Raw genomic sequence first — 11,672 nt, forward strand, 5'->3', positions numbered from 1 at the left:
GGCCAGCGGCTCCGAGGCCGACCACAAGAGGAGCTTCTCGGCCGGCGGGTCGACCAGCGCGGACAATATCCAGCCGTTGTGCTCGGACCACAACCGGCTCAAGTACCGCAGGGAGACCAACCCGGAGGCCTCCATCTGGCAGGGCCGCCCCTCCCACCGCAACCGGAACAACAACAAGGACAAGGGTGGGGGTAAGGACCCGGACGGGGACCCAGAGCCAGCCCCCACACCCACCCCCACCCCTGAGGAGCGGTAACCGCCCGCCAAGGCCCTACCGCCCCACGCCCCCACGCCCCCACGCCCTGGTTCCCCGGCACCCTCCCGGGGGGTTCGCCGCACACCATGACCGGCCGCGACACCCGACCCGTCAACGCTCCGGCGGAGTGGCAGGCATCGGCCGCCAGGCCGACAGGGGGTCGGCTTTCGCAGCCCAGAATGACCGGCCGCGACACCCGACCCGTCAACGCTCCGGCGCAGGGGTAGGCATCGGCCGCCAGGCCGATCCGGCATGGGCCTCAACCACCCGTCCCCCTTTCCCGATAGCCGCCAACCCGCCGTCGTAGTGGAGCGGGTCAAGGTGGAGCGCCGTTGATGCGCGAAGCGCTCGATGGCGACGACCTTGAGGCGCGTAGCGGAGACGGCCACAATCGGGCGGCGGGAAAGGGGGGAACCCCAGCGCAGAAGACAACCCCCGAACCCGAACCCTCCCTGCACACATTGAGATTCACGGCCATCCGGTCTCTGGCTCCGGCCATCCGGTCTCTGACTCCGGCCATCCGGCCTCCGGCGTTCCGGCTATCCGGCCGTGTGCGTCAACAGGAAGTTGCTTCGGTTCCGGTCAGTCTGGCTGTTCGCGCAGGTAGGTGAGGACGGCCATGACGCGGCGGTCCACGTCGGTGCCGTCCGGGGGCAGGTCGAGCTTGGCGAGGATGTTGCCGATGTGCTTGCCGACGGTCGGTTCGGAGACCACCAGCTCCCGGGTGATCCGTGTGTTGGAGTGCCCCTCAGCGACCAGGGCAAGGACCTCCCGCTCGCGTTCGGAGAGCCGTTCGAGCGGGGTGCTGCGGCGGCGCACGAGCTGGCGGACCACAGCCGGGTCGATGACCGTGCCGCCCTCGTGCACCCGGCGCAGGGTTTCGGCGAAGTCGGCGACGTCCACCACGCGCTCCTTGAGCACGTAGCCGATGCCCCGCCCGTCCTGGGAGTCCAGTAGCTCCGACGCGTAGCTGGACTCGACGTACTGGCTCAGCGCCACCACAGGGAGCCCGGGCCGGTCATGGCGCATCCGGACGGCGGCGCGCAGGCCCTCGTCACTGAAGTCCGGCGGCATCCGGATGTCGGTGACCACGAGGTCGGGCCGGTACTGGTCAACCGCCTCCAGCAGGGATTCAGCGTCCCCGACCGCCGATTCGACCTCGAATCCGAACCGGTGGAGGAGACCGGCCAGGCCCTCGCGCAGGAGGGCGCCGTCCTCGGCCAGGACTACTCGGATGCTGGTTGGCAAGGGATCTCCGCTCGCAGCCGGGTGGGCCCGCAGGGCGGGCTGGACAGCCAGATTCGGCCGCCGACGACGGCGACCCGGTCGGCCAGGCCGGTCAACCCGGTGCCTCCGTCGGGGTCCGCGCCGCCCCGGCCGTCGTCGGTGGTCTCGACGACCAGCGTGTCACCCTCGAGGGAGGCGTTCAACCGAACCTCGGTGGCCTCGGCGTGCTTGGCGACGTTGCTCAGCGTCTCGGACGCTACGTAGTAGGCGGTGCTCTCCACGTGTGACGGCAGGCGCCGGGGCAGGTCCACGCGGGTGCGGACGGGGACGGCGGAGCGGTCGGCCAGCTCGGGGAGGGCGGCGGGCAGGCCCCGGTCGCTGAGGACTTTGGGGTGGATTCCGTGGATGATCTCGCGCAGGGACCCGATGACCTCCTTGGCCTGGCCGTGCACCGAGGCGAGTGTCCGTTCCATGTCGCTGCCGGGCGGGGCGTCCATGCGGGCCAGCCCCACCTGCATGGCCAAGGAGATGAGCTGCTGCTGGGCCCCGTCGTGCAGGTCGCGCTCGATGCGTCGGCGTTCGGTCTCGAAGGCGTCCACAAGGCGGGCACGTGAACGGGTGACCTCGACGAGCTCGGAGCGCAGCTCTTCGGTGTCGCGTCCGCCGAGCAGGGCGCGGGACAGGGCTGCGTGCGCGCCGACGGCCAGGGCCAAGGCGTAGGGGGAGGCCAGGAGCAGGGCAGCGCCGGGTGGGATCAGGACCATGGCGGTCACGGGGTCGTCGACTTGCCACGGGCCCAGGGCCATGGTCTCCCCGAAGGCGGTGATGACCGGTCCGAGGGCGAGGAAGGCGCCCATGCCTACGAAGAGGAACAGCAGGGTGTAGGCGATCGGGTCGATCACCAGGGTGAGCAGGGCCAGGTAGGCGAACTCCCGCCAGGTCGCGGCCTCGGTGTAGCGCACGCGCAGCCAGCCGAACAGCCCGGGCCCGGCAGTCCGGTGCCCGCTGGCCACAGGCGGGTGGACCAGCCGCAGCCGCCACCGTTCGACGCCCGCGAGGGCGATCGCTACGAGCGGACCGCAGACGAGCGTCAGCAGGACGACCATCAGCAGGAGGGCGGCGGCGATCCACATCTCCTGGGGGTCGCGCTGGGCCGAGCCGAGGGCCTCACCCGCGACGACCAGGGGAGCCAGGATCGGGGTCATCACGAAGCTGGCCGCGACCCCGACCAGCAGGGTCGACGCCAAGTGGCCCAGACTCCGCCACGGCCAGGAGGATCGCAGGAAGCGCCGTCGGCGCACGGCCTCGAGCGGTGTTCGGGGTGGTTCTGTCTCCTGGCTCACCGGGCCAAGCTATGCCAACGGGCGGCGCCCGGCGAAGCGGGCGCACCCCACCCCGCACTACGGGCCTGCCCTACCTGTGCTCCAAGCACCGTTCAGGATCCGATGATCCCGCCGTCGTCCTTGCGGACCACCACGACCGCCGAGCGGGGGCGCCCGTCCGGTTCGAACCCCGGCCAGTTGCCCACCGCGCGCGGGTCGTCGGCCGTAGGGGAGCCCACACCGGCGACAGTCGACCCCGGGCCCTGCACGGTGACGAACAGGGCGCGCTGGTCGGGCGTGGCCGTCACCCCCGCGATCCCGCAGCCGCGCGGCCCGGTCAGGAAGCGCCGCACCTCACCGCTGCTGGGGTCGGCGCAGAGCAGGGCGCTGTTGCCCAGCCGTTCGTGTTCGCCCTCGGAGCCGTCGCCGAGGCGCACCACGTCTGTCGTGATCCACAGCCGCCCGTCTTCGCCGCAGTGGACCCCGCCCGGGGCGGCGAAGAGCGCTTCCTCCTCTCGGTCCTGGCCCCCTGCCCGAACCGCCTCGTTCCAGGAGAAGAGCGCCGCGCCGTGGTCACTCGCCCCCTCGGTCCAGGACAGCACGCGCCCGCCTTCCGGCCCGGACGCCACGGGGCAGTACAGGGTGCCGCTCGCAGCGTGGACGGACGGACCGCCCGGCCGTGGGAACTCGGTGGCGCCCACAGCGTCGGCGGCCTCGCGGGCGCGGAGCAGGACGTCGGCCTGGTCGGCGAAACCGTCGTCCTCGGATAGCCCGGAGCGCCCGTGGTCAAGGGGGATCCAGGACCCCAGGCCGTCCGCGTTGAAGCGGGCGGCGTAGAGCGTGCCCTCGTCCAAGGGACCCGTGTCCGGGTCCTGTCGGCTCTCGCGCCAGGGGTGGGAACCGACGAACTTGTAGATGTGGGCGCGATCGCTCATGTAGACCACCGCCCGGCCGCGCGACTCGGAGACGGCCGTCCCGCCTTGGGCCAGCCGCCCCAGCGCGGTGCGTTTGACCGGGGTGGCGGAGGGGTCGAGGGGGTCGACCTCCACCGTCCAGCCGAAACGGTGGACCTCGTTGGGGGTGCGGTCCAGGTCGAAGCGTTCCCGGTGGGTGTGCCAGCCGTACGCCGTGTCCGCGGTCAGGCCGTAGGCGTGCTGGGCTGTGGAGGCGCTCCACCCGTCGGCTTCGGTGCCGAAGAGGTCGGCGAGGGTGTCCTCGCCGGTCAGGTAGGTCCCCCACGGGGTGACCGCGTGTGCGGAGCCGCCGACGACTCCCACAGGGTCCGCGCCGGTCTCCAAGGACCGGTGGTCGGCGAGCGGGCCGGAGAGGGCGGTGGGCGAGGCCGCGGTGAGTCGGCGGTTGAGTTCGTCGTCGACCACCCGCCAGCGGCCGTCCGTCAGCTCGACGCGTGCGACGGTCACACCGAGGGAGGCGATCTCCTTGTCGGTGCGGGCTTCGGTGGCGGCTTGGCCGCCGTCGGAGTGGAGCAGGACGGGGTCGGCCCAGGAGTGGTTGACCACCAGGAGTCCGCGGCGCCCGCCCTCGTGGCCGGGGTGCAGCGGGAGGTAGTGCAGCCCGCTGTGCCCGGTGCCCACCTGGCGGGCGGCCGTGTCGGCGGTGTCGGTGGCGTCGGACCGCCAACGGGGATCGTCGGACCGGAGCGGGGCGCCCCAGGGGAGCAGGACCCGGGCGGTGTAGCCGGGCGGGACGGTGACGGCGTCGGCGTGTGTGACCGGGACCGAGGTGAAGGCGGGTGCGGAACCGGTGTCGGGGGCGGCGACGGCGGGTCGTCCCGCGCCGCCGAACAGCGCGGCGGCGGTAAGGACGCCGAGGCCCGCGGTGGCCCGCAGCGCCTGTCGTCGGCTGGGTCTGTGCTCGCGGGGTCCGCGTTCGGGCGCCATGGTTCTCCTCAGGCCTCAGTTTCCTGTGACGAGATAATCACAATAAGTAGTTTTTCCTGTGCATTCTGGTGTCCGGTGTTGTGGGGTCGCAATGGGAATGAAAACGGTTATCATTGTGTTGATTGGCGTGACGACCAGAGGAGGCGCCCATGGCACGCAACGACGTCCGACCCATCATCAAGCTCAAGTCCACGGAGGGGACCGGGACCACCTACGTGACCCGGAAGAACCGACGCAACACCCCCGACCGCCTGGTCCTGCGCAAGTACGACCCCAAGCTCCGCCGCCACGTCGACTTCCGCGAGGAACGCTGAACCGCGGCCAGAACCGAACGGAGACTCGCATGCGCAACGCAATCCACCCCGAGTACACACCCGTCGTCTTCCGGGACAAGTCGGCCGACTTCGCCTTCCTCACCCGGTCCACCATGACCAGTGAGAAGACCATCGAGTGGGAGGACGGCAACACCTACCCGCTCGTCGACGTCGACATCTCCAGCGCCAGCCACCCCTTCTACACCGGTACCGCCCGCGTGGTGGACACCGCCGGCCGGGTGGAGCGCTTCCAGCGCCGGTACCAGCGGAAGTAACCAGCAGGCCAGCGCAACCAACCAACAGGAAGGCACAGGTCACATGGCCGTACCCAAGCGCAAGATGTCGCGTGCCAACACCCGCACGCGCCGATCCCAATGGAAGGCCACGCCCCCGAACCTGGTTACGGTGCACATCCGCGGCCGCGGGTACCGCGTGCCCCGCAACCTCGTCCGGGCCTACGAGCGGGGGCTCATCCCCGTGCCCGAGTAACCGGGGCCCGGGGGAGCGAGTCCTGAGGGGCGGCCCACCCACACCACGGCGCCGCCGGGCCGGTCCCGGCGGCGCCGTCCCGTGACCGGAACGGACCGAACGAAACACCCCCACCCCTGGTGCCCGAATCCCCAGGAGTCGGGCAGGCTTGTTCCCGTGACAACAACCCCGACCGACACCCCGGCCCCCACCCCGGGCCGATCCACCGCGCGGGCCCCGCGCAGCCCCGTCGACCTACTGATCGGGCTGGCCGGCCTGGTCCTGGTCATCGTCGTCCTGGTACTCGTCAGCGACGCCATGGCCGAAGGCGGGCCGACCGACGACGCCTCCCAGCTCCGCGCGGTGATCCCGTCCGGGCTGCTCTTCGTCACCGCGCTGGGCGCCAACCTGCTGCTCATCGTCCTGGTCGCCTACGTCGTCCTGCGCACCCTCTTCGTCGGGGACTGGCGCGACCTGCTCCGCCCGATCGTCGCCGCGGTGTCGGCCTACGCCATGACGTCCTGGGTCAACGCCCAGCTGGAGACCGCCACACACAGCGCCGAATCGCCCCCCGGCCTCCCCGACGACGTCCTGACCGCCGCCACGCTCGGCTACGTCGCCGCCGGGATCGCCTTCACCCGCACCATGCCCACCGGACACCCGCGGGTCCGGGCCCTGCTGTGGGGAACCAATGCCGTGGTCGCCGCCACCGCGATCATGGCCGGGGTCACCAGCATCCTCGCCGTCCTCTTCACCATCCTCGTCGGTCTCACCTTCGCCGCCCTGGCCCGCTACGCGGTCGGCTCGAGCGTGCCGCCCCCGGCCACCGGGCAGATCCACGACGAACTCCGCCGCTTCGACCTGGCCGTGGACCGGCTCGTCCCCGCCGGGAACAACGGGGACGGCGACCCCCGCTACCTCGCGGACCTCACCGACGGGCGCCAGATCGACCTGCACGTCCTCAACTCCGAGAACACCAGCGGATTCTGGCCGCGTCTGCGCGACCTGCTGCTCCTACGCGGTCCCGTCGCCCCCCGCATGCTCTACAGCGTGCGAAGACGCGCCGAACACGCCGTCCTGATGAGCTCCGCCGCCCGCGACGCCGGGGTCGCCGCCCCCCGGGTCCTGGCCGTGGGCGAGCTCGCCCCGGGTACCGTACTCCTGGCCAGAGAACGCTCCCGCGTACGCGGCCTGGCTAGCCTCGACCCGGCTGAGATCACCGACAGCCTGCTCGACGACCTCTGGCACCAGCTCGGTCTGCTGCACCGGCGCCGCGTGGCCCACGGCGACCTCAACGGCACGACGGTCGGCGTCCTCGACGACGCCCCGGGGACCGCCGCCCTGGCCGGGGTCGACCACGGGTCGGTGGCCGCCCCCCAGCTCCGGACCTCACTGGACACGGCCGCGATGATCACCCTGCTCGCGCTGCGGGTGGGCCCGGAACGAGCGGTGGCCTCGGCCGTACGCGCCCTGGGTATGGGCGCCACCGCTGCCGTCCTGCCCCTGCTCCAACCCCCGGGCCTGCCCCACACACTGCGCGCCGAGCTCCGCCGCACCGACCGCGAACTCCTGGCCGACCTGCGGCGACACCTCGTCGCGACGGTGCCTGAGGCCCCCGCCGAACCTGCGCGCCTGGAACGGATGCGCCCGCGGACGATCGTCAGCGTCGTCGTCGCCACCGTTGTCGGCCTGGTGCTCGTCTACCAGCTCGCCGGGGTCGACCTGGCGACGATCCGCCACGCGGAACCCTGGTGGGCGCTGGCCGCCTTCGCCATGGCCACCACCTGTATGGTCGCCGCCGCCATGGTGCTGGTCGGCTTCGTCCCTTCCCCCTTGCCCTGGTGGCGGACGGTCATGGTGCAGTACGCGGCGTCGTTCGTGCGCATCGCGGCCCCGGCCGGACTGGGGTCGATCGCGATCAACGGCAGGTTCGTCATCAAGGCGGGCGTGCCCACGTCGCTGGCCCTGTCCGCGGTGGGGCTGACCCAGCTGGTGGGCTTCCTCATCCACGTGCCGCTGCTCCTGGTGTGCGCCTACCTGACCGGAACCTCGTACTGGACCGGGTTCACGCCCTCGCCGACCGTGGTCGTCATCGTGATCGCCGGAACGGCCGGCGTCGCAGCGGTCCTCCTGCACCCGAAGCTGCGCAGCGCCGTCGGCGGGAGGCTGCGCCCTTACCTGACCGGTGTCCTGCCCCAGTTGGTGGACCTGCTCCAGCGCCCGGTCAGCCTGCTGCTCGGCGTGGGCGGAACCCTGCTGCTGACCGTGGCGTTCGTACTGTGCCTGCACTTCTCCGTCCTGGCGTTCGCCGGGCCGGAGACACAGGTCAGCCTCGTCGCGGTCGCGGTGGTGTTCCTCGCGGGCAACGCGATCGGATCGGCGGCCCCCACCCCGGGCGGGCTCGGTGCGGTCGAGGCCGCCCTCATCGGCGGCCTGACGGCAGTCGCCGGGATTTCCGCTGCGGTGGCCCTGCCCGCCGTCCTGCTGTTCCGCGTGCTCACCTTCTGGTTCCCGGTCCTGCCCGGCTGGGCCGCCTTCAGCTACCTGCAGCGCAAGGAGGCGATCTAGGGGCCCGGGTTGGCTGTGCGGTCAGCTGGGTGCGGGCCAGACGCGGACCGTGCCGTCGTCGGCGCAGGTGTAGAGGGTGGCGCCGTCCGGGGAGAAGGCCGCACCCCGGGTGAAGGCGCTGTGCCGGGTCAGCTGGTGCAGCTCCTCCCGCTGGTCCACGTCCCACACACGCACGAGCGTGTCGCTGCCCACGGTGGCCATGGCCGTGCCGTCCGGGCTGAAGGCGAGCTCATGGATGGTGCTGCGGACCGGGTCCTCGCTGCGCTCGTCCAGCACGGCTACCACTTCATGAGCCTCGGGGTCGTCCACGTCCCACAGGTGGATGACCCCGCCGACCCCCGCGGCCGCCAGCACTGCACCGTCGGCATCGAAGGACAGCGCGCGGGCGCTCTCGTTGTCGGCGCCCTCCGGGATGGTGAGCGGGTACTCCTGGACCTGCTCCAGGGAACCGAGGTCCCAGAGCAGGATGTCGCCCACCACCCCGGGGGTGTCCGTTCCAGGGCTGGAGGAGGTCGCGAGGGTGGTGCCGTCGGGGGAGAAGGCGACCTTGAGCACACCGTGGTCGTGCTCCAGCGTGTCGAGGAGCTCGAAGTCCTCGGTGTCCCACAGGTGCACGTTCCCGTCGGCGGCACCGGTGGCCATGAGGCCGCCCGTCGGGTCGAAGGCGACGGAGCGGACCTGGTCGGTGTGGTCGGTCAGGGTCTCGACCGCATCGTCTTCCTCCTCGTTCGCGACGTCCCACACCCTGACGGTGCCGTCCCAGCCGGCTGAAGCAAGAAGGGAACCGTCATGGCTGAACGCCAGATCGCGCAGGCGCCGGTCGTGCCCTTGGAGAGCACCGCGCTCCATTCCGGCTTCGGTCTCCCACAGCTGGACCTGCGCATCGCTGTCCTGGCCGCTCCCGGTCGCGACCAGGGAGCCGTCGGGGCTGACCGCCAGCGGCCACAGGTCGGCGCCGTCGGTGTCACCGAGCAGGCCGCTGGGTTCCTCCCCGGCCCACTCACCCGCCCACCGGACGTTCGCGGGCTCGGTATCCGGGGCTGTGTCCGCGTTGGTCGGGTCCGGGGGCGTTGGTGCGGCGAGACCACCGGTATCCCCGTCGGCCGATGCCACCAACCACACCGTGATCCCGACCAGCAGCGCCAGCACCGAACCGGCCAGCGCCAGGAGGACGCCCCCGCGCGGTCCCTGGCCCGGGGGCTCGGGACGTGTGGGTGGAGGGAGTGCGGCCGGGACGTTCTGGTCCCCGTCCCGGGGCGGCCAGGTGCGGTCGAGCCCTGCACTGGTGCAGCGGTGGACGACCTGCCGCGGGGTGGGGCGCTGTGCGGGGTCGTGGCTCCAGCACGCGCTGATGAGGGAGCGCAGGTCCTCCGGGAGCGCAGTCAGCAGGTGCACGGGAGGCGGCCCGACCAGCCGCATCAGTGTGCGGGGGTTGGAGGAGGTGTCGAAAGGGCTGTCCCCGGTCGCGGCATGGGCCAGGGTGGTACCCAGGGCGAACAGGTCCGAGGCGGGGGAGAGGGGTGTGCCTTCGGCCTGCTCGGGCGACATGTACGGAAGGGTGCCGAACACGTGGCCGGTGCCGGTCATGGAACTTCCTTGGACGGGGCGGGCCACGCCGAAGTCGATGATCCTCGGGCCGTCCTCCGACAGGATGACATTGCTGGGTTTGAGGTCGCGGTGGATGAGCCCGTTGCCGTGAATGGCCTGGAGACCCTCGCCCAGGCCGGCGGCCAGGGCGCGCAGGGAGGGCGGGTCGAAGGGGCCCTTCAGCTGGAGGAACTCCTTCAGGGAGAGGCCGCGGATATAGGCGTAGGCGATCCAGGGGCGGTCCGCGCGGGGATCACAGTCCACGACCTCGGCGGTGTAGAACCCGCCGACCCGGGAGGCGAGGTCGGCCTCGCGGGCGAACCGTTCCCGGTAGTCGGTGCCGCCCTCGGTCAGTTCGGCGTCCTCCAGGAGACTCGCGCGGACCACCTTGACGACGACCTGGATACCCGAGGGGGTGCGCGCGAGGTAGACCTGCCCCATGCCCCCGGTACCTAGACGGTGCGTCAGCCGGTAGCGGCCTATCTGTTCAGGATCCTGGGGGATGAGTGGCCGCACGGCCCACCTGCCTTCGCGTCCTGTTGTCCTCGTACTATTTCCCTTCCCCGCCTGACGTCCCTTATCGGTCGATCCATGGACGTATCGCCGCGACTTGTGGTTGACGTAACGTCAACGTCTAGCGTCTTTTCCGGGTCGGGTGAACCGGCCTGACGAGGGGAGAGCCGGAATGTCGTGGTCGATGGGTGAGGTCTGCCGGATGAGCGGGGTGACCTCCCGGGCGCTGCGCCACTACCACCATGTCGGTCTGCTGGTGCCGGAGAGCACCGGCCCCGGCGGCTTGCGCCGCTACGGGTCGCGGGAACTCCGCAGGCTCCAGAGGATCCTGGTCATGCGCGAACTCGGCCTGGGGCTGGCGGACATCCGCCGGGTCCTGGACGAGGAACGCGACGAGGTTGTGGCCCTGCGGCAGCACCTGCGCGACCTCCAGGCCGAGCGGGACCGGCTCAGCACCCTCGTCGACACCGTGCGTCGCACCGTCGACGCGTTGGAAGGAGACACTATGAGTCACCGACCCGAGGAGCTCTTCGCGGGCTTCGACACCGCCCACTACAGCGAGCGGGCGCGGACCGCGTGGCCCGAGCAGTGGGAGCAGGCCCGGAGCGCGGGCGAGAACATGACCGAAGAGGACAGCCAGCGGATGCGCGCCGAAGCGGCCGAGCAGATGGCTCGGATGGCCGGTCACCTCAGGGCCGGCACCCCGGCAGACGACCCGGCCGTACAGGAGGAGGTCGGCGCGCACTACCGGCAGATCTGCCGCATGTGGACCCCGGATGCGGAGGCCTTCGCCCAACTGGGCGGGGTCTACGCCGAGGACGGCCCTTGGCGGGAGGTCTACGAGCGGGTGGCCCCGGGCCTGGCCGACTACCAGAACGAGGCGATGGGCATCTTTGCAGAGCGGAGCCTGCAGAAAGGCACGTGATATCCGCTGACCCTAGGGGGTTTCCTGATTTCCTGCTGAATGCAGGAGTGCTGGACGCCCCCTGAGGTGAGCCCGACGATTTCCCTGCAGGGGTCTATGGGGGTGGGGTTCTTGGGTTGGGGGTGCCCCGTTGTGCTCGGGGCGCCCTCCTTTCCCGCCGCCCGATTGTGGCCGTCTCCGCTACGCGCGTCAAGGTCGTCGCCATCGAGCGCTTCGCGCATCAACGGCGCTCCACCTTGACCCGCTCCACTGCGACGGCGGGTTGGCGGCTATCGGGAAAGGGGGACGGGTGGTTGAGGTCCGAGCCATTCCGGGCTTCGCCCGAAAAACTGATTCTGTCGGCCTGGCGGCCGATCCCTGCCACCCCGTCGGAGCGTCGACGGGTCGGGTGTCGCGGCCGGTCATTCGCCCCTGCGAACCCCGAACAGCGCGGCCTGCGGCCGGTGGGCCACTCCGCCGGAGCCTTGAGGTGCCCCGAGGTTTCCGGACAGGGACCCAATACAATGGTCTCGTAAGGAAACGAGGGGAAACGTGGGCAGGACAAGCAAGTACTCACCGGAGTTCCGCGAGGAAGCGGTACGCTTGGTGATC

General features: G+C 71.2%; 10 protein-coding genes. 6 read left to right on the forward strand and 4 right to left on the reverse strand.

The features are described from left to right. Nucleotides 1-256 (forward strand): HNH endonuclease signature motif containing protein (locus ACYVDG_RS31925; RefSeq protein ID WP_460763592.1); only part of this gene is annotated, 256 nt, incomplete at its 5' end. 582 nt (nucleotides 257-838) lie between these two features. On the opposite strand, the gene ACYVDG_RS31930 is transcribed toward ACYVDG_RS31925, so the two are convergent. The 3 genes from ACYVDG_RS31930 to ACYVDG_RS31940 form a co-directional block, all read right to left on the reverse strand. Continuing rightward, entirely contained in the window at nucleotides 839-1,504 is a 666-nt protein-coding gene (locus ACYVDG_RS31930; RefSeq protein ID WP_460763598.1) for a response regulator, read from the reverse strand. After that, the gene (locus ACYVDG_RS31935; RefSeq protein ID WP_460763604.1) at nucleotides 1,483-2,826 is read right to left on the reverse strand and encodes a sensor histidine kinase; all 1,344 of its coding nucleotides are present in this window, start codon (nucleotides 2,824-2,826) and stop codon (nucleotides 1,483-1,485) included. Before ACYVDG_RS31935 ends, ACYVDG_RS31930 begins: the two co-directional genes overlap by 22 nt. 92 nt (nucleotides 2,827-2,918) lie before the next feature. Continuing rightward, nucleotides 2,919-4,706, reverse strand: a complete 1,788-nt coding sequence (locus ACYVDG_RS31940; RefSeq protein ID WP_460763607.1) for a PhoX family protein — start codon at nucleotides 4,704-4,706, stop codon at nucleotides 2,919-2,921. Nucleotides 4,707-4,855: 149 nt separating this feature from the next. On the opposite strand from ACYVDG_RS31940, the gene rpmG reads away from it, so the two are divergent. The 4 genes from rpmG to ACYVDG_RS31960 all read left to right on the forward strand — a co-directional run bounded on the left by rpmG (nucleotide 4,856) and on the right by ACYVDG_RS31960 (nucleotide 8,056). Continuing rightward, the gene (gene rpmG, locus ACYVDG_RS31945) at nucleotides 4,856-5,020 is read left to right on the forward strand and encodes a 50S ribosomal protein L33 (protein ID WP_460763610.1); all 165 of its coding nucleotides are present in this window, start codon (nucleotides 4,856-4,858) and stop codon (nucleotides 5,018-5,020) included. Between the two features lie 29 nt (nucleotides 5,021-5,049). After that, on the forward strand, nucleotides 5,050-5,295 hold the full coding sequence (locus tag ACYVDG_RS31950; RefSeq protein ID WP_460763613.1) for a type B 50S ribosomal protein L31: 246 nt from the start codon (nucleotides 5,050-5,052) through the stop codon (nucleotides 5,293-5,295). Between the two features lie 43 nt (nucleotides 5,296-5,338). Then, nucleotides 5,339-5,509, forward strand: a complete 171-nt coding sequence (gene rpmF, locus ACYVDG_RS31955) for a 50S ribosomal protein L32 (RefSeq protein WP_460763616.1) — start codon at nucleotides 5,339-5,341, stop codon at nucleotides 5,507-5,509. Nucleotides 5,510-5,665: 156 nt separating this feature from the next. Continuing rightward, nucleotides 5,666-8,056, forward strand: a complete 2,391-nt coding sequence (locus ACYVDG_RS31960; RefSeq protein WP_460763619.1) for a lysylphosphatidylglycerol synthase domain-containing protein — start codon at nucleotides 5,666-5,668, stop codon at nucleotides 8,054-8,056. Nucleotides 8,057-8,077: 21 nt separating this feature from the next. Here ACYVDG_RS31960 and ACYVDG_RS31965 read toward each other — a convergent pair whose 3' ends face one another. Further along, nucleotides 8,078-10,159 carry a WD40 repeat domain-containing serine/threonine protein kinase gene (locus ACYVDG_RS31965; protein WP_460763622.1) on the reverse strand — a complete coding sequence of 694 codons (2,082 nt, stop codon included), beginning with the start codon at nucleotides 10,157-10,159 and terminating at the stop codon, nucleotides 8,078-8,080. Nucleotides 10,160-10,328: 169 nt separating this feature from the next. Here ACYVDG_RS31965 and ACYVDG_RS31970 point away from each other — a divergent pair, with 169 nt between their 5' ends. After that, nucleotides 10,329-11,081, forward strand: coding sequence for a MerR family transcriptional regulator (locus ACYVDG_RS31970; protein WP_460763625.1), 753 nt, complete (start codon nucleotides 10,329-10,331; stop codon nucleotides 11,079-11,081). Nucleotides 11,082-11,672 lie beyond the last annotated feature (591 nt).

Source organism: Nocardiopsis oceani (assembly GCF_054777395.1).